Raw genomic sequence first — 23,079 nt, 5'->3', positions numbered from 1 at the left:
GCGCAGCATGATCCCGGGCGAAATCATCACCGACGCAGGGGAGCATGTGCTGAATGCGCATCGGCGCACCTGCACGCTGGTGGTGAGCAATGGCTCCGAGCGTCCCATTCAGGTGGGCTCGCACTACCACTTTGCCGAAACCAACGGCGCGCTGAACTTTGACCGCACGGCGGCGCGCGGTATGCGGCTGAACATCGCCTCAGGGCTGGCGGTGCGTTTTGAGCCCGGTCAACAGCGCACGGTGGAACTGGTGGACTATGCCGGTGCCCGTGTGGTGCATGGTTTTCGCGGACAGCTGATGGGGGCCCTCTGATTGCGATGATTTCGGCCTCTAGCGCATATCCAGTAAGCGATAACAGCTCTCTTTTTTGAAGGTTTTGACATGGCCACGATTGGACGCAGCGCCTACGCCGAGATTTTTGGCCCCACCGTGGGTGATCGGGTGCGCCTGGCCGATACCGCTCTGATCATTGAGGTGGAGCAGGACTACACCCTGCGCGCTGGTTCATATGGCGAAGAGGTCAAGTTTGGCGGCGGTAAAACCATCCGTGACGGCATGGCGCAAAGCCAACGCACACGCGCTGAAGGTGCCGTTGACACGGTGCTGACCAACGCACTGATCCTGGACCACTGGGGCATCGTCAAGGCCGACATCGGCTTGAAGGGCGGGCGCATTGCCGCCATCGGCAAGGCCGGCAACCCTGATACCCAGCCGGGCGTGGACATCATCATTGGCCCGGGCACCGAGGTGATCAGTTGCGAGGGCAATATCGTCACCGCTGGCGGCATCGACAGCCACATCCACTTCATCTGTCCGCAGCAAATTGAAGAAGCGCTGGCGTCAGGCGTTACCACCATGCTGGGCGGTGGCACCGGGCCCGCCACCGGCACTTTTGCCACCACCTGCACGCCCGGGCCGTGGAGCATTGAGCGCATGCTGCAGGCGGCTGATGCCTTTCCGATGAACCTGGGTTTTCTGGGCAAGGGCAACGCCAGCCTGCCTGCCGCCTTGCACGAACAGGTCAATGCCGGCGTGATCGGCCTGAAGTTGCACGAAGACTGGGGCACCACGCCGGCAGCCATCAGCAATTGCCTGGACGTGGCCGACCAGACCGATGTGCAGGTGGCAATCCACTCCGACACGCTCAATGAATCGGGCTTTGTCGAAAACACCATTGCCGCCACCAAAGGGCGCGGCCTGTGCGCTTTTCACACCGAGGGCGCCGGTGGCGGCCATGCGCCCGACATCCTGAAAGTGGTGGGTGAGGCCAACTTTTTGCCGAGTTCCACCAACCCGACCATGCCCTACACCGTCAACACGCTCGACGAGCATGTTGACATGCTGATGGTCTGCCACCACCTCAATGCAGGCATTGCCGAGGACCTGGCGTTTGCCGAAAGCCGCATCCGCAAGGAAACCATCGCCGCCGAAGACGTGTTGCATGACCTGGGTGCCATCAGCATGATGAGCAGCGACAGCCAGGCCATGGGCCGCGTGGGCGAGGTCATCATCCGCACCTGGCAGACCGCCAGCAAGATGAAGACGCAGCGCGGCTGGCTGGCCCCGCCGCTGGTGCTGGGCAGCATCCAGACCGAGGCCGCGCTGGTGGAGCATAAAGAGCGCAATGACAACTTTCGCGCCAAACGCTATGTAGCCAAAACCACGATCAACCCGGCGATTGCGCACGGCATCAGTCATGAGGTCGGCAGCATCGAGGTCGGCAAATGGGCCGATCTGGTGGTGTGGAAGCCTGCATTTTTTGCCGTGAAACCAGCGCTGATCCTTAAAGGCGGCTTCATCGCCATGGCCGCCATGGGCGACCCCAACGCGAGTATTCCGACCCCGCAGCCAGTGCACTATCGGCCGATGTTTGGTGCCTTTGGTGGCGCGCTGGCGCGTGGCTCGCTCACCTTTGTCTCGCAGGCAGGGCTGGCTGCGGGCATCAAGGAGCGCTTCGGCTTGGCCAAGACCTTGAGCGCGGTAAAAAACATCCGCGGCGTGCGCAAACAACACATGGTGCACAACCACTACCTGCCCAGCATGGAGATTGATGCCCAAACCTACAGTGTCCGTGCCGATGGGCAACTGCTGACCTGCGAACCCGCAGTGAGTTTGCCGATGGCGCAGCGGTATTTCCTGTTTTGATTTACATGCTGAATTACAGAACCACCACCCGATCCTCCAGCCCTTTCCCCCAAGTCAGCAAACGCACGGTGCGATGCTCGGGTACCCAATAGGGATCCTGTTCAATCAGTTCAACGGCCCGCTCACGACGACATACCTCCATGACCCACATGCCACCCACAAACGGGGACACGGGCGACTCACGACAACCACCGGCAATCAGGATCTCGTCTGTGTGGCGTCGCAGGAAGGTCTGAAAAGATGGCGATCCAGCGCATAGATTTCTCCGAAACAATCCAGTCCATCTCATTGTCACAGACCCTGCTCTAGATCCAACTTCACCCATGCTCCAGGTCTCCAAACTCATTCCTCAAGGCGCCGGTCTGGCGGCGGCATTGCTCAAACGTGCCAGCACCGTCGAGCTGGACTGGGATATTCGACAGAAGAGCCGCTTTGAGGTCACTGATTCAGCGGGCCGCATTCTGGGAGTTTTTCTGCCACGCGGCACTGTCGCACGCGGAAGTGATGTGCTGGTGGCGCAAGACGGCTCGCTGATTCGCGTGCTGGCCGCGCCACAGCCGGTGCTCAAAATCACCCACTGCCCCAAGCATGGCTCGGCGTTTGACCTCATCCGCGCCGCCTACCATCTTGGCAACCGGCATGTCCCCATTGAGCTGCAGCCCGATCACCTGAAGATCGAACCCGATCACGTGCTGGCCGACATGCTGCGCGCCATGCACCTGATCGTGACCGAGGTGGGCGAGCCGTTTGAGCCAGAGAACGGTGCCTACGCCACCGGTGGGCATTTTGGCGGGCACCGACATGACCACAGCAAGAGCGACGCCCATGAGCATGGCCCGGGCTGCACCCACAGCCATTGAACCCGCCGCACCGATGAACCCCAGCAGCCTGCTGCAATTGATGTGGCTGGCCTCGCCAGCCTTGCCAGTAGGGGGGTTTTCATACTCGGAATGCCTGGAAGCGGCGGTGGATGCCGGGCTGGTCGCTACAGAAGCAGATGCATCGGAGTGGCTGCTGGCGCAACTGCACAGCAGCCTGGCGCGGGCCGATCTGGCACTGATCGCACAGGCTGTTCCCGCCTGGCAGGCAAGCGATATGGTGCGCATCGCGCAGCTCAACAGCTGGGTACTGTGCACCCGGGAAAGCAGCGAACTGCGCGCGCAAACCGAACAAATGGGCCGCTCCCTGCTGGAGTGGCTGCGCAACCACACCACCGCACCACCCGCACAGATCCAGCGGCTGGCTGATCTACAGCCGACCTACCCGCTGGCGTTTGCGCTGGCGGCGAGCAGCACCGGCGCCGCGCTGCGGGACTGCCTGCTGACCTATGCCTTTGGCTGGGCCGAGAACATGATGCAGGCCGCTATCAAGGCGGTGCCGTTGGGCCAAAGCGCCGGGCAACGCATCTTGTCGGCGCTGGCGGCCGACATTCCAGCTGCGGTGGACCATGCCCTGACGCTGGGTGACGACGAACGCCAGGCCTTTAACCCGATGCTGGCCATTCTGAGCAGCCAGCATGAAGTGCAATATTCAAGACTTTTCAGGTCCTAGCGCATATCCAGTAAGCCTTTATGACTCTTATTTTTATATCAACCTGACACCATGAATTCCCCCTTGCACCACATCCCGAATCGCACCAAACCACTGCCACCCCTGCGCGTGGGCATTGGCGGCCCGGTCGGCTCGGGCAAAACCACCCTGCTTGAAATGCTGTGCAAAGCCATGCGCGAGCAATACGACCTGGTCGCCATCACCAACGACATCTACACCAAGGAAGACCAGCGCCTGCTGACCGTCAGCGGCGCGCTGCCACCCGAACGCATCATGGGGGTGGAGACCGGCGGCTGCCCGCACACCGCCATCCGCGAAGACGCCTCGATCAACCTCGAAGCCATTGACCGCATGCTGGTGGACTTTCCCAACGCTGACATCGTCTTTATTGAGAGCGGCGGAGACAACCTGGCCGCCACCTTCAGCCCCGAGCTGAGTGACCTGACCATTTACGTCATCGACGTGGCCGCCGGCGAAAAAATCCCGCGCAAAGGCGGCCCGGGCATCACCAAGAGCGACCTGTTTGTCATCAACAAGACCGACCTGGCCCCCCATGTGGGTGCCAACCTGGACGTGATGCGCGCAGACACCATGCGCATGCGCAACACGCCAAAAGGTGTCAAGCCATTCGTCATGACCAACCTGAAAACTAACGCTGGTTTGACTGAGGTTGTGGCATTCATCGAACAACGCGGCATGCTCTCAGCTCGCTAAAGCCAATATCGGCCACACAAGAATCAAGCGATCTGGCCATTGCTGCCGCCTGGTGAGCGAACGCCATGGTGCTACATTGTCATCTCGTACACAAATCGAGAGACAGACCTACGCTGCCACCGGCAGCGCGTCAATATTGCGGTAAAGATGATGGACATGCTTGACGACGACCTGTCCGCCAGCAGCGCACTGGTGGTCGATGCCAACCCAACTTCGCGCTCCATTCTGGTGTCGCAGCTGCGTGACTTTGGCATGGGCGCGGTGGTGCAGTGTGCGCGCCTGACCGACGCACGGCGCCAGCTGGAATACCGCAAATTTGATGTGGTACTGTGTGAGCATCACTTTGCGGGCGAGAACACCTCAGGGCAGGACCTGCTCGATGATCTGCGGCGCAACCAGCTGCTGCCGTTTTCGACCGTTTTCATCATGGTGACCGGTGAGGCCACCTACACCAAGGTGGCCGAGGCTGCCGAATCTGCGCTGGACGGCTACCTGCTCAAACCCCACAAAGCCACCCAGTTGGGTGAGCGCCTGCGCCAGGCACGCGTTCGCAAAGCCTCGCTGCAGGAAATTTTTAGCGCCATCGAATCCCAGGACTTTGAACTCGCGGCTAACCTGTGCCTGAAGCGTTTCATCACACGGGGCAGATTCTGGCTTTATGCCGCACGGGTGGGGGCCGAACTGTTGTTGCGGGTGGGCAAGTACGACCAGGCACAGAAACTGTATCAAGCCGTTGTGGATGCCAAAACCCTGCCCTGGGCCAAGCTGGGTGTTGCTCGCTCGCTACTGGATGAGGGGCAAACCGGCAAGGCCGTCAGCACACTGGAGAACCTGATCAAGGAAGACCCCAGCTACACCGACGCCTACGACGTGATGGGGCGTGCCCAGTTCGAGCAGGGCCGTTTCGAGGCGGCGCTGGAAACCTACAAAATGGCCAGCGAACTAACCCCATCGTCCATCACCCGGCTGCAAAACCTTGGCATGATGAGTTACTTTGCCGGCAAATCGGCGCAGGCCGAACACTACCTGGATCGCACCACACGCCTGGGTCTGGATTCGAAAATGTTTGACTGCCAGACCTTGGTGTTGCTGGCATTTGTGCGGCTGGGGCGCGGTGACAGCAAAGGCTTGCAGCGCTGCCGCGACGACTTCTCCCGCCTGATGGAGCGTTACCCCGACAGCCGTCGCCACCAGCGCCTTGCCGGCACGGTCGACGCACTGCTGCTGATCGCGCAACGTCAATATGCGCAGATGATCCAAGTGGTGCGAACCTTGTGCAAGCAGATCAAAGACCCGGAGTTTGACTACGAGTCGGCCTCCAATCTGGTGTCGCTGCTGGCACAACTGGCCGACAAGGCGATTCAGCTGGAAGAGGTTGACGCGGTGATCGACGCCCTGGGCTTGCGCTTTGCCGGCACGCGCGCCTTGTCCGAGCTGTTGGCCGGGGCCGCCAGCGCCCATCCAGCGTATGCCGCGCGCATTCGCAGCGCGCATGCACAGGTCCTCAAACTGGCCGAAAGCGCCATGACCCTGAGCCTGTCGGGCGACCCCAGAGCTGCCGTCAACAACCTGATCCAGCATGGCAGCAGCACCCTGAGTGGAAAGCTCATTGAAACTGCGTATCTGGTGCTGCACCGATACGCCGACAAGATGACCGATGTGCACGACCTGGCAGAACGGGTACAGACCTTGCGCAGCCGCTATAGCACCCACATCACCCGGGCGTCGCTGGGCGAGCAAAAGCGTCAGGCGGGTGGTTTGACGCTGCGCGTGGGCACTGCGGCCAGTTGAAAAACAGCTGTTTTGTCGATTGGCGCGGGAAAACACTAGCGACCAAGCCTTATCTTTGGGCAAATAATCGAGAGCTGATATGTAGCGTTCGCGCTGCTGGCAGTTTTACTCACCGCTGAAAGGAACAATGTATGCAATTGATCAGAAGAATCGCGTTGGTGCTGGGAGCCAGTCTGGCGCTGGCCACTGGTGCCATCGCCCAGCAGCAGTTTGTCAACGTGCTGACCGGCGGCCAAAGCGGGGTGTACTACCCGTTGGGGGTGGCGTTGTCGCAGATTTATGCCAAGGCAATCCCGAACGTGCGCTCCACCGCCCAGGTCACCAAGGCCTCCGCTGAAAACCTCAACCTGTTGCAAGCCGGTCGCGGCGAACTGGGTTTCAGCCTGGGTGATGCGGTGTCTGATGCTTGGAAAGGCGACGAAGAAGCCGGCTTCAAGACCAAGCTCGACAAACTGCGGGGCCTGTCGGCCACCTACAACAACTACATCCAGATCGTTGCTAACGCCGAATCAGGCATCAAGACCCTGGCCGATCTGAAAGGCAAACGCATTTCGGTCGGGGCTGCCAAGTCGGGCACCGAACTCAATGCCCGTGCCATTCTCAAGGCCGCTGGCCTGAGCTACGCCGACCTGGGCAAGGTGGAATACCTGCCGTTTGGTGAGTCGGTCGAGCTGATGAAAAACCGCCAGCTCGATGCGACCTTGCAGTCGGCCGGCCTGGGTGTGGCCTCGATCCGCGACCTGGCCACCGCCATCAAGATTGTGGTGGTGGCCGTGCCCGCCGATGTGGTGGCCAAGGTGGGTGATGCCGCTTACCAGCCGGCCATGATTCCGGCCAACACGTACACCGGGCAGACCACTGACATTGCCACGGCGGCCATCCCCAACTTCCTGATCACCCACAGCGGTGTGTCGGACGAGCTGGCCTACCAGATGGCCAAGAGCCTGTACGACAACATTGACACGCTCTATGCCGCACACAACGCTGCGAAGGCCATCAAACGTGAAAACGCGCTCAAGGGCATGCCGGTGCCGCTGCACCCGGGCGCAACCAAATATTACAAAGAGATTGGCCTGATCAAGTAATCCCCTTACGGCGGACTTTGCCAGATCAGCGATCGGCTCCTGCAAGGGGGCCGTTTTTGTTTCAGTTGGATTCGAGGTCTCGATGAGTGATTTGCACGATGCAGCGGCGCCTGGCATGGGCCGCGCCGTTTTTTGGGTGGCATTGCTGTTTTCAAGCTTCCAGCTGATCACGGCGGCGTTCAGTCCACTGTCCAGCCAGGTGGTGCGTGCCGTGCATGTGGGTTTTGTGATCCTGCTGATTTTTGCGATGTACCCACCGCTGGCTGACACGGCCAAGGAGGGTCTTGGCCGAGTGCTCGGCTGGGTGCTGGGGCTGACCGGTTTTGTCTTCAGCCTGTACCACTGGGCTTTTGAGGCCGACCTGACGCAGCGCGCCGGTGAACTGACTCATGCCGATTGGGTGATTGGTGTGGTCTCGGTGACGCTGGTGTTTGAGGCGGCGCGTCGGGTCATGGGCTGGGGTTTGCCGGTGATTTGCGGCATTTTTCTGCTCTACGGACTGTTTGGGAACTATCTGCCCGGTGCCTTGGCCCACCGAGGTTTTGGTGTTGATCAGGTGGTCAGCGCCTTGGGTTTTGGCACCGAGGGCATTTACGGCACGCCCACCTATGTATCGTCCAGCTACATTTTTCTGTTCATCCTGTTTGGTGCGTTTCTGGAGCAGGCCGGCATGATCAACCTGTTCAACGACTTTGCCATGGGCACGGTGGGCCACACCCGTGGTGGGCCAGCCAAGGTGTCGGTGATCAGTTCCGGTCTGATGGGCACCATCAACGGCTCGGGCGTGGCCAATGTGGTGACCACCGGCCAATTCACCATTCCACTGATGAAACGTTTTGGTTACAGCTCGGCCTTCGCCGGCGGGGTCGAGGCCACCAGCAGCATGGGCGGGCAGATCATGCCGCCAGTGATGGGTGCGGTGGCCTTCATCATGGCCGAGACCATTGATGTGCCGTATGTGGCGATCGTCAAGGCGGCCCTGATTCCGGCCATTTTGTACTTCGTCACCGCGTTCTGGATGGTGCACCTGGAGGCAGGTCGCAAAGGCCTGCTGGGCTTGTCAAAGGACGAGTGTCCCAACCCATGGACCGCTGTGCGCGAACGCTGGTTTTTGCTGTTGCCACTGGTCGGCCTGGTGGTGCTGTTGTTTTCTGGCTATACACCCTTGTTTTCAGGCACCATTGGCCTGGCCCTGACGGTGGTGTTGATTTTTGGCGCGGCGGCGTTGACCGGCGTCCAGGGGTTGGCATTGCGGAGTCTGTTCTGGGCTTTGCTAGGTTTGGCTTGCGCCGGCTTTTTCAAGTTTGGCGTAGGGACCTTTGCGTTGGTGGTGGCCTTGCTGGTGGCCACGACCTACATTCGTCGCACCGGGGGAGATGCCCGCAAACTGGCCGTGCAGGCCATGGTGGACGGTGCGCGCCACGCGCTGCCGGTGGCCATTGCCTGTGCGCTGGTGGGCGTGATCATCAGCATGATCAACCTGACCGGAGTGGCTGCCGAGCTGGGTGGGCGCATCATCAGCATTGGCGAGAGCAGCCTGTTTGCCGCGCTGTTCTTGACCATGATGATTTGCCTGGTGCTGGGCATGGGCATCCCGACCATTCCCAATTACATCATCACCAGTTCACTGGCAGCACCAGTGCTGTTGAAGCTGGGTGTGCCGTTGCTGGTATCGCACATGTTTGTGTTTTACTTTGGCATCATGGCCGACCTGACGCCGCCGGTGGCGCTGGCCGCCTTTGCCGCCGCACCCATTGCGCGCGAAAGTGGCCTGAAGATCAGCATTCAAGCGGTACGCATCGCCATTGCCGGATTCATCGTCCCGTACATGGCTGTCTACAGCCCGGCCCTGATGCTGCAAGCGGGTGGCTGGACAGACACCGCTTATGTGTTGCTGAAAGCACTGGTGGCCATTGCCATGTGGGGTGCCGGTGCCATCGGTTTTCTGATTACGCCATTGAACTGGATGGAGCGCATTTACGTGATTGTGGCGGCCAGCTTCCTGGTGGTGGCACTGCCGTTGACTGACGAAATCGGCTTCGCCGCCGTCGCGGCCTTTGTGGCGTGGCATGTCTGGCGCAGCAAGCGCCCGACCTGAGCACAGCGATGAGCACCCTGGGCGTCTGCCTGAGCCTGGCCGCCGCGCTACAGGGCACGCCCGAGGTCTTTGTACCGGTGACCCATTTCACGCTGGCGTGGACCCACTCCATCGAAAAAGTACGCTGGGAAGAAGACTACGCGGTGAAAAAAGGCCCCACACCCGGTCAGCCACCGCTGCTGATCGCCCTGAAGGCCCGCATCAAGGGCTCTGCCGCCGGCATGGAGCCGCCTGATGGCGCGGTGCTGAGAAACGGCTGGTTTGAATACACGCCACAGCAAACCATCGTCTCAGAGTTGCGCCTGACCCGTTCTGAATTCACCGCCGACTACGACTGGTGTGCTAACGGGCGTTGCCAAAGCATGTCAACTTTGATAGCTAGCGACAAAGGTCTGACAAGCGCCAGGGCCTGTTTTTCCTCTAAATGATGGCGTCAGCCCCACAAATCCAGCGGCGGGTCGGTGACCACCGCGCGCAGGATGTCCGAGCGCGACACAAAACCGATCACCAGACCTTGCTCATCCACCACCGGCAGGCCGGGCAACCCGGTGTCGAGCAATACCCCCGCCACCCGGCGCAAATCAGAATCAGCGGCCACGCTGGGGACCGGGGTGAACATGATGGTGGTGACGTTTTGCTGCATCAGCGCACGCCAGACCAGCGCCTGACTGTCGGGGGTGGGCAGACGCTCGGGTTTGAGCAGTTCGGCGCGTGTCAGCAAACCCACCAGTAACCCGCCACCATCCACCACCGGTGCCTGCCCGACACCTTTTTCACACAGCACCTGCCAGGCCTGCAACACGGTGGCGCTGTCGCGCAGGGTGATGATGCTCTGACTCATCACGTCGCGCACGGTGCTCAAAGGCCGCCGCGGCGACACATTCACCCGGGCGTCGCTATAGGCCGCCAGCGGATTGCGATTGGCGTCGTCTAGGCCACCCGCGCGTGGACCCGCATTGCTGAGCGATTCGATAAACACCCCGGCCGATTCGGCAGCGCTGTCGCGGCCATCCCGTTCGGTGGCCAGAATGGCCCGGCTACGCGCCAGCGCACCCACACCACCGACCTGGCGCAGCTGCTCCAGAGTGCCGCGAAACAAGCGCCCCGTTGTGCCGTAAACCGAAAACATGGTCTGCTCCTATGCCAAGCAGCGCGTGCCATTTTCAACGCGCCTTGGGTCCCGGTTTGTACCGCATCACGCAGGATTTGGCAAAAACAGCGCTTGCAGGTCGTTCAAAAAGTCAAATCCGCGCGGCGTTGGCCAGGCGTGGGTCAGGTTGCGCACCAGCAGACCCTGGTCCTGCGCTTGCTGCAAAGCTGCGTCGATGGCCGTCAGAGGCAAGCCGGTGCGCTCGGTCAACCGCGCCAACTCGAACCCCTCGGCCAGACGCAGTGCATTGAGCATGAACTCAAATGGCAAGTCATTGCGACTGACTTCGTGCGCCTGTGCCAGCGCCCGCCCCAGCAGCGCTTGCGTCATGTAGCGCGCAGGATCACGCAGACGCACCTGGCGCAGCACCCGGTGGGCAAAACTCAGCTTGCTGTGCGCGCCGGCACCGATGCCCAGGTAATCACCAAACTGCCAGTAGTTCAGGTTGTGCGCACAGCGGTGGCCAGGTCTGGCAAACGCCGACACCTCGTAGCGTTGCAGTCCTTGTTGCCCGGTCAGCTCGGTGATCAGGTCCAGCATGTCGGCAGCCAGATCGTCGTCCACGGGGGCGGGGGGATGCCTGGCAAAGTAGGTGTTGGGCTCGATGCTCAGGTGGTAAATCGACAGGTGCGGCGGCACCAGCGCCAATGCGGTGCGCAGGTCGGCGCGCAGATCGTCCAAGGTCTGCCCGGGCAGCGCGTACATCAAATCCAGGTTAAACGTATCAAAACAAGTAGCTGCCTCCTCAAGTGCAGAAAGCGCTTGAGCCCGATTGTGCACACGACCGAGTGTTTGCAAAAAACGGTCGTCAAAACTTTGCACCCCCACCGACAAACGCGTCACCCCTGCCGCGCGGTAGCCCTTGAAGCGGTCTTTCTCAAAAGTACCCGGATTCGCCTCCAGCGTGATCTCAGCACCGGGCACCAGCCGCACACGCGCGCGGATGCCCGAGAGCAACTGCTCGATCGCCCCCGGTGCAAACAGGCTGGGCGTGCCACCGCCAATAAAGATACTGTGCACCGCACGCCCCCACACCAGTGGCAGCGCGCCTTCCAGGTCCGCCATGAGGGCCGCCAGGTAGCGCGCTTCAGGCAGGTCAGCGGCGCGCTGTTCGTGAGAGTTGAAGTCGCAGTACGGGCATTTTTTCAGACACCAGGGCAGATGGACGTAAAGCGACAGCGGCGGCAGACTGCCCAATTGCAGCGTGCCTGGGCGCATGTAGTGCTGAACGTCTTGCGCTTGCCCCCCATCTTCAGTTATGGGCAACTCAGGTTGAATAGAGATCATCGAATGCAGACCAAGGTATTCACATACTGCATCGAGCGGGGTGGATCATTCAAACCCAACGCTCTCGCATCAGGGCAACCATCGCCGCCGCCGCGCGCCCCCGGTGGCTGTTGGCATTTTTCACCTCCACCGGCAACTGGGCAAACGTCTTGCCAAATTCAGGGATGAACATCACCGGGTCAAAGCCAAAACCATGACTCCCCATCGGCTCGCGGGCAATCTCGCCCACCACCCGGCCCACCGCCACCAGCGGCTCAGGGTCTTGCGCAGAACGCACTGCCACCAGCGTACTGACCATGGCGGCACGTCGATTGCTAATGCCCTGCATCTGCTCCAACAGCGCTCGCACATTGTTGTCATCACTTTTGGCATAGCCAAACTGTGTCGCGTAGTACGCGGTTTGCACGCCGGGTAGACCGCCAAAAGCGTCCACACACAGCCCGGCATCGTCAGCCACGGCGGCCAGCCCACTGTGCTGTGCTGCATGGCGTGCCTTGGCCAGCGCGTTTTCCAGAAAGGTGTGAAACGGTTCGGCGGCCTCGGCGATGCCCAGGCTGCCCTGCGTGATCAGCTCAAAACCCAGGGGGGCAAACATGGCCTGCAGTTCAGCCAGCTTGCCAGGGTTGTTGGATGCCAACATGATTTTCATAGTAAATAGGCCTTCAGCGCATATCCATATTGGTTTTTATGCTACTTTAATTGAAGTGATGCTTTCTGTATTTGTACCAGCTCGGCTATACCTTTATCAGCCAGTGCCAGCAAGGCGTCCATTTCGCCTCGGCTGAACGCAGCGCCTTCTGCCGTGCCTTGCACCTCGACAAAGTGCCCCGCACCGGTCATCACCACATTCATGTCGGTATCGCAGGCCGAGTCTTCTACATAGGCCAGATCCAGCAAGGGTGTGCCCTGCACAATGCCCACCGACACCGCCGCCACATGGTCGCGGATCGGTGATTGCAGCAACTTGCCTTGCGCCAGCAAGCCATTCACCGCGTCTTGCGCGGCAACAAAAGCACCGGTGATGGCCGCAGTGCGGGTGCCACCGTCGGCCTGCAATACATCACAGTCCAGATGAAGTGTGCGCTCACCTAACGCCTTGAGATCAAAAACACTGCGTAACGAGCGCCCGATCAGCCGCTGAATCTCTTGCGTGCGGCCCGATTGTTTACCACGCGCCGCCTCTCGCTCACCCCGGGTATGGGTGGCACGCGGCAACATGCCGTATTCGGCGGTGACCCAACCCTCACCGCTTCCTTTCTTGTGACCGGGAACCTTGTCTTCCACCGATGCGGTGCACAAGACCCGGGTTTGGCCAAACTCGATCAGTACCGAGCCCTCGGCGTGGATGGTGTAGCCGCGTGTGATGCGCACCGGACGCAAAGCGTTCCGTGCGCGGTTGTCGGTCCGCAAAAATTCTGTCATGGGTATCCTTAAAAAGTATCAATGTTTGCGCGCCAGCGAACGACGGATGGCAGCGTTGATTTCTTCGATCGAGCGTTCAATGGCAGCATCGTCCATTTCGGCGGGTAAGTCCTCGCTCGTCGCAGCGGCACTGGCGTGGTGATCGTCCACCATGCGGATGGTGTCAAATCCATCGGGGCTTTCCCAAGCCAGCGCCAGACAGGTCACATTGTCGGATGCGGCACCGGCCAATCGCAGCGCACTTTCGACCAGCTCTGGCACGGCCGAGTCCACCGGATGACAGCTGAGTTCACGCAGGATCTGCGGCTCGGGCACCACAGACCACAGGCCATCAGAGCACAGCATGATGCGATCACCCTCCTGCAAGGGGATGGGGCCGTCGATCTTGAAAATCGGATGCACCGGCGAGCCCAGGCAAGTGAACAGCACATTGCGATTGAGGCGCTCGGTGATGCGCGACGCCAGCGGTCGGCGTGCATTCTGCTCAACCAGCGAGTGATCAACCGTGCGCGCCAACACGGCACCGCGTCGAAGCAGGTAAAAGCGCGAGTCGCCACAGTGGGTCCAATGCACCCGACCGGCTTGCAACAGCGCCATCACCAGGGTGGTTCGGGGGCAGTCGTGCAGATGCTGGGTCACACCGTATCGCAGTATTTCCCGGTGCGCGGCCAGCAGCGATGCACTCAAAAAACCTGCCACATCCGGCACTTCAGGCTGCGCCTGCTGCAAAAACAAATCGGTGACGGTGCGCACGGCATACTGCGCCGCCACTTCACCGTCCGGGTGGCCCCCCATGCCATCGGCCAGCACCAGCAGTGCCGCCTCGCGGGTGTAGCAGTAACCCATGCGATCCTCGTTCTGCGCACGCCCCCCCTTGCGGCTGACCTGAAACACCGAGAACTTCATGGAGAGCGATTGCCCGGGTCGGTGGCTTTGATCACACTCTTTTTGGTGCCCTCCACCATGTCGTCAAAGCGCATACGCACCTTTTCGCCCACGCTCAGCCGGGTGTACTGGCGCTCGCCGGCACGGTTGAGTTCTTTCTGCAAGGCAAATACCGACTGCGGCCGCGCCTGCGCATCCAGCGCCATGCACCATTGCACCACCTCGATCAGGTTGTCAGAGTAGACCCCTTGCAGACGCTTCAGCGCGACCACCATGCGGTCTGTCGGTACCCGCTGCGTGGCCTCATTGGGCGGGTAGCCCTGCATACAGGCATAGATACAGGCACCAATGGCGTAGATATCGGTCCACGGACCCATCGTGCTGTCGCGCCGGTACATCTCTGGGGCGGCAAAACCGGGGGTGTACATCGGGCGGATGAAATTGCCCTCTTTGCTCAGCACCTCACGGGCGGCACCGAAGTCAATCAATACCGCCTTGTTGTCGTCGGTGATGAACACGTTGGCCGGCTTGATGTCCAGATGCAGCATCTTGTGCTGGTGAACAATCCGCAGGCCACGCAGTATCTCGTCAAACAGCGAGCGGATGGTGGACTCGCGGAACACCTTGAGCTGCTTCAGATCGCGCGCAGTGATGATGTAGTCCTGCAGGCTGGCACCCTCCAGATAATTCATCACCATGTAAACAGTGTCGTTTTCCCGAAAAAAATTCATGACACTGACCACTGACGGATGGGAAATCTGTGCCAGCGAGCGCCCTTCCTCAAAAAAACTCTTCAGACCGAGCCGATACAGCGAGAGCTTTTCCGCCGGAACCTGGGGCGACAACGCACCCGGCTCGCGGGTCGCCAGTGACGCGGGCAAATATTCCTTGATCGCCACCTGCTGACCGTCTGGCCCCAGCGCCAGGTAAACCACACCAAAACCACCGGCGGCGACGCGCCGCACCACGCGGTAACCGCCGATCAGCGTGTCTGCAGGAAGTGGTGAGGGCTTGAGCTTGGACATATTTTCAAAAAAAGCGCTGCTGATGGCAGCAGAACCGGGTTATTCTCGAATTCATTTGATTGCCGGAAAGCCCAATGTCAGTTTACAGCATGACCGGTTATGCCAGTGCCCAGCACAGCAGCGCCACCACCCCCACCGACCCGGAGAACAAGTCTGGCCCAACAGCGCGCCTGGGCATGGAAATCAGGTCAGTCAACAGCCGATTTCTGGATGTGTCTTTCAGGCTGCCCGAAGAACTGCGCAATTTCGAGCCCTTGTTACGCGAAAAACTCGGTGCCCGACTCAAGCGCGGCAAGGTCGAGTTGCGTGCCGCCCTGGAAGGCAACACGCAGACCCAGGTGGCCGAACCCACCACGCGCCTGCTGCAAAAGCTCAACGCGGTGCAGGATAACGTCAAAGCCTGGTTACCTGACGCACGGGCATTGAGTGTGGCCGAGGTGATGGCGCTGTGCAGCCATCAGCCGTCAGCGGAACACAACTGGCAACCCGAGATCGAATCCCTGTGTGAAACTGCGCTAACTGCCCTGCTGTCTGCGCGCGAACGCGAGGGTGCCCGGCTGGCGCTCATGCTGCTGGACCGCATTGGCCAGTTGCGCGCGCTGGCTGCCCAAGCCGCACCGCTGATACCCCTGCTGGTGGCCCAGCAGCGCCAGCGTTTTCTGGACCGCTGGTCGGACGCCATGGCCCTCGCGGAGGGCAACGCACTACCCGAAATGGCGCAAGACCGAGCCCTGACCGAGGCGACAACCTTTGCCATTCGCATTGATGTGGCCGAAGAACTGACGCGACTGGACTCACATTTGCAGGAATTGGAGCGGCTGATCAACCGAGGCGGCGAGATTGGCAAGCGCCTGGACTTCCTGATTCAGGAGTTGCACCGCGAAGCCAACACGCTGGGTTCAAAATCTGCGGCACTGGAACTGACGCACATCTCGGTTGACATGAAAGTGCTGATCGAACAAATGCGCGAACAGGTTCAAAACATCGAATAGCCGGGCACGGCCCAAGACCCATCAAGGCATCACTATGGAGTATCCAGGTAATTTGTTTGTGGTTGCAGCACCCAGCGGCGCTGGCAAGTCCAGTCTGGTCAAAGCCCTCATGGAGGTGGATTCACTGGTGCAGCCGTCGGTATCACACACCACCCGGGCACCACGCGGCCAGGAGAAACACGGACGCGAGTATTTTTTTGTCTCCGAGTCCGAATTCAATGCGATGGTGCAGGCGGATGCCTTTGTGGAGTGGGCACATGTGCACAACCACCGCTATGGCACCTCAAAGAAGGCCATCGAAGAACGCATGGCACAAGGTGCCGATGTGGTGCTGGAGATCGATTTCCAGGGCGCGCTGCAGATCAAGAAGATTTTTGCCAATGCAGTGACCATTTTCATATTGCCGCCCAGTTGGGATGAACTGCGCTCACGGCTGGAGCGCCGCGGTGAAGACACTTCGCAGGTGATCGAAACACGTCTGCACAATGCTGCCATAGAAATGGCCCAGGTCCATGAATTCGACTTCGTTATAATCAACGAGCTGTTTGATCGCGCTCTGTTTGACCTCAAGGCCATCGTGCACTCACAGCGTCTGAAGTATCTTGCGCAGCGTCGTGCACGTGCAGAAACTTTCAGGGCACTCAGAATTGAATAGTGCCCTGTCCTCTTACCCCAGCGTTTTGTTTTGGAGATTTCATGGCCCGTATCACCGTTGAAGACTGCCTGCAGCAGATTCCTAATCGTTTTCAGCTGGTATTGGCGGCGTCTTACCGCGCCAGAATGCTCAGTCATGGCCATTCCGCCAAAGTTGAAAGTAAAAACAAACCCGGTGTAACCGCATTGCGCGAAATCGCCGCCGGCAAGGTGGGCATTGAAATGCTCAAGAAAGTTCCACTTTAAGCGGCTGCTTCGATCCAACCGGGCGCTTGAAAGCACCGCTTGCGGTGCTTTTTCTTTTTGTGGTCCGCCAGAGGTCTGGTACGCTATATTTGGGGCATGAGTGACGTGCCCCCACCCGACCCCAAGAAACCCAAGCCGTTGGCGCTGGGCGGGGTGGGATCGGCAAGCGCCAACGCAGTGGCTGCCAGCTTCGCTGGCCTGACCAGCAAGCTCGACTACCTCAGCGCCACCGACCTGCAAAGTGTGCGCCAGGCCTACCGATTTGCCGACGAGGCACACCTGGGACAACTCAGGCACAGTGGCGAACCCTATATCACGCATCCGATTGCGGTTGCTGCGCAATGCGCCGACTGGAAACTCGATGCCCAGGCCCTGATGGCCGCCCTGTTGCACGATGCCATGGAAGACTGCGGCATCACCAAGACCGATTTGATCGAGCGCTTCGGCTCACAAGTGGCCGACCTGGTCGACGGTTTGACCAAGCTGGAAAAACTGCACTTCAATACCCGCGAAGAAAACCAGGCCGAGTCCTTTCGCAAAATGCTGTTGGCCATGGCGCGCGATGTACGCGTCATTCTGATCAAGTTGGCCGACCGCAGCCACAACATGCGGACCCTGTCGAACACACCGCGCGAAAAGTGGGCCCGAATCGCTTCGGAAACACTGGAAATTTATGCGCCGATCGCCCATCGATTGGGTCTCAACCAGACTTACCGTGAGTTGCAGGACTTGTCCTTGCGCCATTTGCGGCCATGGCGGTACGGGGTATTGGCCAAGGCCGTGACGCGAGCCAGGGGGCGCCGGCGGGACCTGATCCAGAAGGTGAAATCCGATCTGGAGAGCGTGTTCCTGGGCCATGGCATGACGGTAAAGATCGACGGGCGCGAAAAAACCCTGTACTCGATTTACAACAAGATGTCCGAAAAGAACCTGAGTTTTGCTCAGGTTACCGACATTTACGGTTTCAGAGTCATCGTGCCCAACATCATAGACTGCTACACCGCTCTTGGTTTGCTGCACCAGCTTTACAAACCGGTACCTGGCAAGTTCAAAGACCATATCGCCATCAGCAAGATCAACGGCTACCAGTCACTGCACACCACACTGGTGGGTCCGGCTGGCGTCAACGTGGAGTTTCAGGTTCGCACCGAAGCCATGCATCTGGTGGCGGAGTCAGGTGTCGCGGCACACTGGCTGTACAAGGAAGCCGACCAAAACGACATCAGTCGCAGTGATCGCATGGGCTCAAAGTGGCTTCAGTCCCTGCTCGATATACAGGACGAAACCCGTGACGCGGCGGAGTTCTGGGACCACGTCAAGGTGGACCTGTTTCCCGATGCGGTGTATGTTTTTACACCCAAGAGCCAGATTATGGCCATGCCACGCGGTGCGACGATTGTCGATTTTGCTTACGCCATTCATAGCAATGTGGGTGATCGGGCCGTGTCCGCCAAGGTCAACGGCGAAGTGGTTCCATTGCGCACCGAAGTCAAGAATGGTGATGTGATCGAGATCGTGACGTCCCCCGACTCCAGGCCCAACCCGGTTTGGCTGGGTTTCGTGCGCACCGCTCGCGCCCGATCCAAGATACGCCAACACCTCAAAACCCTGGCGCAAACCGAGTCGGAAAATCTGGGCGAAAAAATGCTGACCCAGGCGCTACGCGCCGAAGGCCTGGAAAGCTTGCCCGAGGACAACAACACCAACCATGCCATTTGGGACAAGTTGCTGCGCTTCAGCGGCAACAAAACACGCTCCGAACTGCTCACCGATATTGGCCTGGGGAAACGCATTGCCAGCATTGTTGCCAAGCGTCTGGCCAAACTGCTGACCGACGCCGGTCAAAAAACCGATACCTTGTTGATCACGCGCGAGCGCTTTTCAGCCACCGAGAACGTGGCGCAGGGCGGCGTCTGCATTGATGGCAGTGAAAGCACCTCGGTCAGGTTTGCATCCTGTTGCCGGCCGATTCCCGGCGACACCATCGTGGGCTATCTCGGACGCGGCGAGGGATTGACCATCCATGCGGCGGATTGTCTGGTTGCGAAAAAGCTCCAGTACAAGGACAGCGAACGGTTCATCGCCGTCGAGTGGTCGGATGAACCGGTCAGGACCTTTGAAACCGGCATTGTCGTGACTGTGAACAATGGTAAGGGTGTGCTAGCACGCGTCGCAGGCGCATTGGCGGCAGCCGAAGCCGACATTACCCATGTGGACCTGGCCGACGAGTCTCCACAAGGCGCAATGGACATTCGCTTTGTCATCGCGGTGCGGGACATCAGCCAACTTGATCTGGTGTTCAAGAATCTGCGCAGAGCAGCTGCCGTGATCAAAGTGCAACGGTCCAAAAACGCTGCACAAAACAACCTTTGAAGCGCAACCCACGGCAGAAAAGCGAAAGGGTTACAGACCGAAATCTGTAACCCTTCAACTATTTTGGTGCGGCTGGCAGGAATCGAACCCACGACCCCTTGGTTCGTAGCCAAGTACTCTATCCAGCTGAGCTACAGCCGCGAAAGCGCAGATTCTAGCATCGAATTTCGCTGGCCAAGTTCCCAAACACGACTGATTTCACTGCGTTGTCACGCGCAGGGCAACCCACCAGCTTCAGTATTGCGGTCAGGCTAGGCTTGCGCGCCCCTCAGCGTCAGCCGACTCTGTTGTAATGGACTTCGTAAAATCGTACTATCTGAATTTTGATCGAGGGTCTCCATGCGCAACCGCCAAAACAGCCAAATCAGCCTCGCTCTGCATTGGAATGCGGTGCTGAAATCGCCGCAGGCCCGTGGTGCTGCCATGACGCGTGGTTTTACCCTGATCGAAGTGATGATCGTCGTGGCCATCGTTGCCATCCTGGCGGCGATTGCAGTACCGGCTTACACCGAGTATGGTCAGCGTGGCAGGATTGTCGAAGCGATCACGCCGCTGGGGGACATGCAAGCCAGGCTTGAACAGTATTTTCAGGATCAAAGAACCTACGTTGGTGCCTGCGCCGCAGGAACACTGGCACCCGTCCCGGCGAGCACCACCAATTTTGATTTTGCATGTGCTGCATTGGCGGCCAACACATACCAGGTCAACGCGACCGGTAAGGCCGCCATGACCGGCTTTACCTTCCGGCTCGCATTGGCTGGTGGCGCGGTGACAAGATCAACGGTGAGTGTGCCTGCAGGCTGGGCGCTGCCGGCACCCAACAACTGCTGGATTGTCAAGAAAGACGGAACGTGCTGACGGAAAGTTCTCGCTCACGCGGTTTTACTCTGGTCGAACTGATGGTGACCATCACCATCCTGGCGTTGCTGCTCGGCTTGGGTGCACCCAGTTTTGTCACCTATCTGGCGAGTGCGCGCGTGCGAGATGCTGCCACCAGCGTGTATGGCGGTATACAGAAGGCGCGCGCTGAGGCGATTCGTACCAATTTGCCGGTGGAGTTTGTGCTGACAACCGACATCCCGACCGTCGCCAACGTGAACGGCCTGACGCTCTCAGGCCTGGGCAAAAACTGGGCGATTCGTGTCCCGAACACACCCATCACCGTGCCGCCCACCTACACCCTGCTCGACTCCCGATTGGGGACTGAAGGGGGCGGAGATGCCGTGGTGGTCAATGCCGGCGGCATGAACCGTTGGGTCTTCAACGGACTTGGTGGCACCACCGCGGCAGCGGCTGCGGTCATTTCGTTCACCCACCAGACCTTGAATACCACTTGCGATCTTGGCCATGGCGTACGCTGCATCAATGTGCTGGTGAGTGTTGGCGGGCAGAGTCGCCTGTGCGAACCTGGACGCCCAGCGACCGACGCACGGAGTTGTTGATGCCGAGTATTCACGCTATCAGGGGCCAGCAGAAAGGCTCAGTACTGATCGAAGTGATGGTCGCTGCCTTGCTGTTCATTGTCGGGTTGATGGGTCTGGTCGGTGTTTCTGGCAAAAGTGTGGTGACACAGTCCGACATTCAGTACCGTACCGAGGCCACCAAACACGCGTCTGAAATGATTGACACCATGTGGCTGAATGTGGATCGCTCGTCACCTGCTGCCACCAGCGCCTCGTTGCTGACGTTCCAGCATTTGCCAGGTGGGGCCAACTGCAACTTTAACGGCGCCGTGTCCGCCAATGCGATGGTCACTACCTGGGTGAACAAAATTCGCAACGGATCCATCACGCCGCCTGCAGTGATCGCAGACCCGGCGACTCGACTGCCCGGCTCAAGCGCTTCGATGCAGCAGATTATCTTCAATGCAGCCAATAACAACGAAGTGACAGTTCGCGTCTGCTGGCGCTCAGGCAACGACGAAGTGGCGCGGCAACATGTGATGCGTGCCTATATCAACTGACTCTATGCGCAGCTCGAACCTTCAACGTCACCGTGGCGTCACCCTCATTGAGCTGATGGTGGGCCTGGCCATCGGGCTGGTGATCTTGCTGGCAGTATTCCAGATCTATGGCACCTGGGACGGCCGGCAACGCACCGGCAGCGCCAAAAATGACGCCCAAATGGTTGGAACGCTAGCGGCAGTCTCTTTGGAACACGATTTGCGGCAGGCGGCACATGGCTTCGGCCCCGCCAGTTCGCCGACCGAGTTGCGTACTGGCTGTTTGACCAGCGCCTTCTTTGGCGCCGTTTTCACCTTTAACCTGATGCCGGTAGAAATCATCAATGGGGCAGCCGGGGCTTCAGACCAGATCAATGTGATCTATGGCTCCTCTGGACACCGTTCGACCAGAGAGTGGGTGGTTGGATCAACCGCCACCACCAAGACGCTGATCAACCGGGCAGGGTTTATGGCGGGCGACCATGTCGTACTGTCGAATTCGGTGGTAGCCAACACCTGCCAACTGGTTGAAATTACCGCTGCAACGACGGCATTGGTGGGCGACCCGCGCAGCTTCTGGCACGCCACTGGCGCCTATCAAAGCGCCTACAACGCGGTTGGAGTGCTCACTAACGCCACGATGAATGATGCTGCCGGCACTGGAGTCAACGAATTTGACCAGGCCTTCAATTTAGGGCCGGCGCCACAAGCCAACAGTTGGCGTATCGGTGGTGCGTCACCGCTAAGACCGGTGTTGCAAAGAACCAACCGGTTTCCAACCAATGGCGTTGCTTCCGCCGCGGTAGAGGTTGCGGAGGGCATTGTCAATCTGCAAGCACAGTACGGCTACGATGCCGATGGCAATGGACAGATCGCCGCCAATGAATGGCTCAATGCCGCCCCAGCGGTGCCCGACTGGAGTCGGTTGCTGGCGGTAAGGTACGGACTGCTGGCACGCAGTCGCAACTATGAAGCCTTGCCATTCAGGGCCCCCAATCCGACGTGGTCCGGTGGGCAGTTTGTGATGGCAGACATATCCAATTCACCGGGCGGTGCCGACTCAAACCCTTTGGGCGCGAACAATTGGCGAGCCTACCGCCATATGGTTTACGAGGGCGTGATTCCGATGCGCAACGTACTATGGGGGCAAGCGCTGTGAAAACGCCAAATCTTCAAAAAGGCGTTTCGCTCATTGTGGTTCTGCTGGTGCTTGTGGTCATGATGACCACCACCGTGGGTATTTTGCGCAACTCCAATGCGAGCTTGGGTATTGTCGGCAATTTGGGGTTCAAGCAAAATGCGACATCCGTCAGTGATCAGGGTGTGGAAGCGGCCAGGACCTGGCTGCGGGCGCAGGCCCCGGCAACGCTGCTTGCAGCAGTCGCCGCTCAGGGGTATTCTCCTACCTGGGATTTGGCTTTTGACCCTGAGACCTTTGATTGGGATGCCAACTCTCTGGAGTCGACAGCCAATGACGGGACTGGCAATCGGGTACGTTATGTCATTCATCGCATGTGCTCATTGGCCGGAGCGACCGATGTGGCCAACCAGGAATGTGTTTCACCCACCAGTGTCAGCGGCAACGGCTCCAAGCAGCTCGGGGGCGAAGGTAACGTTTTTAATGAGTCTTTGATTGCGCTGTTTCGTGTGACCGTTCGGGTGGACGGGCCGCGCAACACCGTCAGCTTTACACAGGCCACGATATATTAAAGGGCAAC

24 protein-coding genes, 1 tRNA gene and 1 pseudogene are annotated in these 23,079 nt (G+C 59.6%); 18 read left to right on the top strand and 8 right to left on the bottom strand.

The features are described 5' to 3' along the window. Nucleotides 1-7 precede the first annotated feature (7 nt). Together KBF66_RS01080 and ureC are read left to right on the top strand one after the other, a co-directional pair. Nucleotides 8-313 (top strand): urease subunit beta, encoded by a 306-nt coding sequence (locus KBF66_RS01080; protein ID WP_296650707.1) that lies wholly within the window; start codon nucleotides 8-10, stop codon nucleotides 311-313. Between the two features lie 69 nt (nucleotides 314-382). Further along, entirely contained in the window at nucleotides 383-2,146 is a 1,764-nt protein-coding gene (gene ureC, locus KBF66_RS01075; protein WP_296650704.1) for an urease subunit alpha, read from the top strand. 13 nt (nucleotides 2,147-2,159) lie between these two features. On the opposite strand, the gene KBF66_RS01070 is transcribed toward ureC, so the two are convergent. Then, entirely contained in the window at nucleotides 2,160-2,318 is a 159-nt protein-coding gene (locus KBF66_RS01070) for a hypothetical protein (RefSeq protein WP_296650697.1), read from the bottom strand. Nucleotides 2,319-2,469: 151 nt separating this feature from the next. On the opposite strand from KBF66_RS01070, the pseudogene ureE reads away from it, so the two are divergent. From ureE to KBF66_RS01035, 7 genes and pseudogenes are all read left to right on the top strand, one after another. Next, nucleotides 2,470-2,943, top strand: a pseudogene (gene ureE / locus KBF66_RS01065) (urease accessory protein UreE); the annotation flags it as partial. Between the two features lie 76 nt (nucleotides 2,944-3,019). Beyond that, nucleotides 3,020-3,697: an urease accessory UreF family protein gene (locus tag KBF66_RS01060; protein WP_296650831.1), complete on the top strand. Its 678-nt coding sequence runs from the start codon at nucleotides 3,020-3,022 to the stop codon at nucleotides 3,695-3,697. Nucleotides 3,698-3,748: 51 nt separating this feature from the next. Then, nucleotides 3,749-4,411 (top strand): urease accessory protein UreG, encoded by a 663-nt coding sequence (gene ureG, locus KBF66_RS01055; RefSeq protein ID WP_296650690.1) that lies wholly within the window; start codon nucleotides 3,749-3,751, stop codon nucleotides 4,409-4,411. Nucleotides 4,412-4,558: 147 nt separating this feature from the next. After that, the gene (locus tag KBF66_RS01050) at nucleotides 4,559-6,202 is read left to right on the top strand and encodes a response regulator (protein WP_296650686.1); all 1,644 of its coding nucleotides are present in this window, start codon (nucleotides 4,559-4,561) and stop codon (nucleotides 6,200-6,202) included. 131 nt (nucleotides 6,203-6,333) lie between these two features. Further along, nucleotides 6,334-7,287: a TAXI family TRAP transporter solute-binding subunit gene (locus KBF66_RS01045; protein WP_296650683.1), complete on the top strand. Its 954-nt coding sequence runs from the start codon at nucleotides 6,334-6,336 to the stop codon at nucleotides 7,285-7,287. Nucleotides 7,288-7,369: 82 nt separating this feature from the next. Then, complete coding sequence (locus KBF66_RS01040; protein ID WP_296650680.1) at nucleotides 7,370-9,385, top strand: TRAP transporter permease; 2,016 nt, start codon at nucleotides 7,370-7,372, stop codon at nucleotides 9,383-9,385. Nucleotides 9,386-9,393: 8 nt separating this feature from the next. Then, a complete protein-coding gene (locus KBF66_RS01035; protein WP_296650675.1) occupies nucleotides 9,394-9,813 on the top strand; it encodes a DUF1850 domain-containing protein in 420 nt (139 codons plus the stop codon). A 5-nt stretch (nucleotides 9,814-9,818) separates the two neighbouring features. Here the strand turns inward: KBF66_RS01035 and KBF66_RS01030 are convergent, their stop codons facing one another. From KBF66_RS01030 to KBF66_RS01005, 6 genes are all read right to left on the bottom strand, one after another. Beyond that, a complete protein-coding gene (locus KBF66_RS01030; RefSeq protein WP_296650671.1) occupies nucleotides 9,819-10,514 on the bottom strand; it encodes a CBS domain-containing protein in 696 nt (231 codons plus the stop codon). Between the two features lie 66 nt (nucleotides 10,515-10,580). Continuing rightward, on the bottom strand, nucleotides 10,581-11,822 hold the full coding sequence (gene hemW, locus KBF66_RS01025) for a radical SAM family heme chaperone HemW (protein ID WP_296650667.1): 1,242 nt from the start codon (nucleotides 11,820-11,822) through the stop codon (nucleotides 10,581-10,583). Nucleotides 11,823-11,871: 49 nt separating this feature from the next. Next, nucleotides 11,872-12,471 (bottom strand): RdgB/HAM1 family non-canonical purine NTP pyrophosphatase, encoded by a 600-nt coding sequence (gene rdgB / locus KBF66_RS01020; protein ID WP_296650665.1) that lies wholly within the window; start codon nucleotides 12,469-12,471, stop codon nucleotides 11,872-11,874. A gap of 41 nt (nucleotides 12,472-12,512) precedes the next feature. After that, nucleotides 12,513-13,244: a ribonuclease PH gene (rph, locus tag KBF66_RS01015; RefSeq protein WP_296650663.1), complete on the bottom strand. Its 732-nt coding sequence runs from the start codon at nucleotides 13,242-13,244 to the stop codon at nucleotides 12,513-12,515. An 18-nt stretch (nucleotides 13,245-13,262) separates the two neighbouring features. Beyond that, nucleotides 13,263-14,150, bottom strand: coding sequence for a PP2C family serine/threonine-protein phosphatase (locus KBF66_RS01010; RefSeq protein WP_296650660.1), 888 nt, complete (start codon nucleotides 14,148-14,150; stop codon nucleotides 13,263-13,265). Then, nucleotides 14,147-15,154, bottom strand: coding sequence for a serine/threonine-protein kinase (locus KBF66_RS01005; protein WP_296650656.1), 1,008 nt, complete (start codon nucleotides 15,152-15,154; stop codon nucleotides 14,147-14,149). The genes KBF66_RS01010 and KBF66_RS01005 overlap by 4 nt, the downstream gene beginning before the upstream one ends. A gap of 74 nt (nucleotides 15,155-15,228) precedes the next feature. Here KBF66_RS01005 and KBF66_RS01000 point away from each other — a divergent pair, with 74 nt between their 5' ends. The 4 genes from KBF66_RS01000 to KBF66_RS00985 all read left to right on the top strand — a co-directional run bounded on the left by KBF66_RS01000 (nucleotide 15,229) and on the right by KBF66_RS00985 (nucleotide 19,419). Next, nucleotides 15,229-16,146 (top strand): YicC/YloC family endoribonuclease, encoded by a 918-nt coding sequence (locus KBF66_RS01000; protein WP_296650653.1) that lies wholly within the window; start codon nucleotides 15,229-15,231, stop codon nucleotides 16,144-16,146. 34 nt (nucleotides 16,147-16,180) lie between these two features. Beyond that, entirely contained in the window at nucleotides 16,181-16,801 is a 621-nt protein-coding gene (gene gmk / locus KBF66_RS00995; RefSeq protein ID WP_296650651.1) for a guanylate kinase, read from the top strand. Nucleotides 16,802-16,842: 41 nt separating this feature from the next. Next, on the top strand, nucleotides 16,843-17,046 hold the full coding sequence (gene rpoZ / locus KBF66_RS00990) for a DNA-directed RNA polymerase subunit omega (protein ID WP_296650648.1): 204 nt from the start codon (nucleotides 16,843-16,845) through the stop codon (nucleotides 17,044-17,046). A 96-nt stretch (nucleotides 17,047-17,142) separates the two neighbouring features. Then, nucleotides 17,143-19,419, top strand: coding sequence for a bifunctional (p)ppGpp synthetase/guanosine-3',5'-bis(diphosphate) 3'-pyrophosphohydrolase (locus tag KBF66_RS00985; RefSeq protein WP_296650645.1), 2,277 nt, complete (start codon nucleotides 17,143-17,145; stop codon nucleotides 19,417-19,419). A gap of 64 nt (nucleotides 19,420-19,483) precedes the next feature. On the opposite strand, the gene KBF66_RS00980 is transcribed toward KBF66_RS00985, so the two are convergent. Continuing rightward, nucleotides 19,484-19,560 (bottom strand) — tRNA-Arg (locus KBF66_RS00980). A gap of 198 nt (nucleotides 19,561-19,758) precedes the next feature. Between KBF66_RS00980 and KBF66_RS00975 the strand changes: the two genes are divergently transcribed. Genes KBF66_RS00975 through KBF66_RS00955 form a run of 5 tightly spaced genes read left to right on the top strand, consistent with a single transcriptional unit; the run spans nucleotide 19,759 to nucleotide 23,071 of the window. Further along, entirely contained in the window at nucleotides 19,759-20,277 is a 519-nt protein-coding gene (locus KBF66_RS00975; protein WP_296650642.1) for a type IV pilin protein, read from the top strand. Continuing rightward, nucleotides 20,271-20,861, top strand: a complete 591-nt coding sequence (locus tag KBF66_RS00970) for a prepilin-type N-terminal cleavage/methylation domain-containing protein (protein WP_296650639.1) — start codon at nucleotides 20,271-20,273, stop codon at nucleotides 20,859-20,861. Before KBF66_RS00975 ends, KBF66_RS00970 begins: the two co-directional genes overlap by 7 nt. Further along, nucleotides 20,861-21,382: a hypothetical protein gene (locus KBF66_RS00965; RefSeq protein ID WP_296650635.1), complete on the top strand. Its 522-nt coding sequence runs from the start codon at nucleotides 20,861-20,863 to the stop codon at nucleotides 21,380-21,382. Before KBF66_RS00970 ends, KBF66_RS00965 begins: the two co-directional genes overlap by 1 nt. A gap of 4 nt (nucleotides 21,383-21,386) precedes the next feature. Next, nucleotides 21,387-22,520 carry a PilW family protein gene (locus tag KBF66_RS00960; RefSeq protein WP_296650632.1) on the top strand — a complete coding sequence of 378 codons (1,134 nt, stop codon included), beginning with the start codon at nucleotides 21,387-21,389 and terminating at the stop codon, nucleotides 22,518-22,520. 59 nt (nucleotides 22,521-22,579) lie between these two features. Beyond that, nucleotides 22,580-23,071 carry a hypothetical protein gene (locus KBF66_RS00955; RefSeq protein ID WP_296650629.1) on the top strand — a complete coding sequence of 164 codons (492 nt, stop codon included), beginning with the start codon at nucleotides 22,580-22,582 and terminating at the stop codon, nucleotides 23,069-23,071. Nucleotides 23,072-23,079 lie beyond the last annotated feature (8 nt).

The sequence above is a fragment of the Rhodoferax sp. genome (assembly GCF_018063565.1).
In the GTDB taxonomy this organism is placed as follows: Bacteria; Pseudomonadota; Gammaproteobacteria; order Burkholderiales; family Burkholderiaceae_C; genus Rhodoferax.
This window is presented reverse-complemented; position numbering and strand designations above follow the sequence as displayed.

Excerpts from the sequence above, each read along its gene's own strand:
- KBF66_RS01045 (WP_296650683.1), top strand. The coding sequence starts at position 6,334 with ATGCAATTGATCAGAAGAATCGCGTTGGTGCTGGGAGCCAGTCTGGCG.
- KBF66_RS00985 (WP_296650645.1), top strand. The coding sequence starts at position 17,143 with ATGAGTGACGTGCCCCCACCCGACCCCAAGAAACCCAAGCCGTTGGCG.
- hemW (WP_296650667.1), bottom strand. The coding sequence starts at position 11,822 with ATGATCTCTATTCAACCTGAGTTGCCCATAACTGAAGATGGGGGGCAA.
- KBF66_RS01035 (WP_296650675.1), top strand. The coding sequence starts at position 9,394 with ATGAGCACCCTGGGCGTCTGCCTGAGCCTGGCCGCCGCGCTACAGGGC.
- KBF66_RS01060 (WP_296650831.1), top strand. The coding sequence starts at position 3,020 with ATGAACCCCAGCAGCCTGCTGCAATTGATGTGGCTGGCCTCGCCAGCC.
- KBF66_RS00960 (WP_296650632.1), top strand. The coding sequence starts at position 21,387 with ATGCGCAGCTCGAACCTTCAACGTCACCGTGGCGTCACCCTCATTGAG.
- ureC (WP_296650704.1), top strand. The coding sequence starts at position 383 with ATGGCCACGATTGGACGCAGCGCCTACGCCGAGATTTTTGGCCCCACC.
- KBF66_RS01040 (WP_296650680.1), top strand. The coding sequence starts at position 7,370 with ATGAGTGATTTGCACGATGCAGCGGCGCCTGGCATGGGCCGCGCCGTT.
- KBF66_RS01010 (WP_296650660.1), bottom strand. The coding sequence starts at position 14,150 with ATGAAGTTCTCGGTGTTTCAGGTCAGCCGCAAGGGGGGGCGTGCGCAG.
- KBF66_RS01000 (WP_296650653.1), top strand. The coding sequence starts at position 15,229 with ATGTCAGTTTACAGCATGACCGGTTATGCCAGTGCCCAGCACAGCAGC.
- KBF66_RS00965 (WP_296650635.1), top strand. The coding sequence starts at position 20,861 with ATGCCGAGTATTCACGCTATCAGGGGCCAGCAGAAAGGCTCAGTACTG.
- ureG (WP_296650690.1), top strand. The coding sequence starts at position 3,749 with ATGAATTCCCCCTTGCACCACATCCCGAATCGCACCAAACCACTGCCA.
- rph (WP_296650663.1), bottom strand. The coding sequence starts at position 13,244 with ATGACAGAATTTTTGCGGACCGACAACCGCGCACGGAACGCTTTGCGT.
- KBF66_RS00955 (WP_296650629.1), top strand. The coding sequence starts at position 22,580 with ATGATGACCACCACCGTGGGTATTTTGCGCAACTCCAATGCGAGCTTG.
- KBF66_RS00975 (WP_296650642.1), top strand. The coding sequence starts at position 19,759 with ATGCGCAACCGCCAAAACAGCCAAATCAGCCTCGCTCTGCATTGGAAT.
- KBF66_RS01050 (WP_296650686.1), top strand. The coding sequence starts at position 4,559 with ATGATGGACATGCTTGACGACGACCTGTCCGCCAGCAGCGCACTGGTG.
- KBF66_RS01080 (WP_296650707.1), top strand. The coding sequence starts at position 8 with ATGATCCCGGGCGAAATCATCACCGACGCAGGGGAGCATGTGCTGAAT.
- rdgB (WP_296650665.1), bottom strand. The coding sequence starts at position 12,471 with ATGAAAATCATGTTGGCATCCAACAACCCTGGCAAGCTGGCTGAACTG.
- KBF66_RS01005 (WP_296650656.1), bottom strand. The coding sequence starts at position 15,154 with ATGTCCAAGCTCAAGCCCTCACCACTTCCTGCAGACACGCTGATCGGC.
- gmk (WP_296650651.1), top strand. The coding sequence starts at position 16,181 with ATGGAGTATCCAGGTAATTTGTTTGTGGTTGCAGCACCCAGCGGCGCT.
- KBF66_RS01030 (WP_296650671.1), bottom strand. The coding sequence starts at position 10,514 with ATGTTTTCGGTTTACGGCACAACGGGGCGCTTGTTTCGCGGCACTCTG.
- rpoZ (WP_296650648.1), top strand. The coding sequence starts at position 16,843 with ATGGCCCGTATCACCGTTGAAGACTGCCTGCAGCAGATTCCTAATCGT.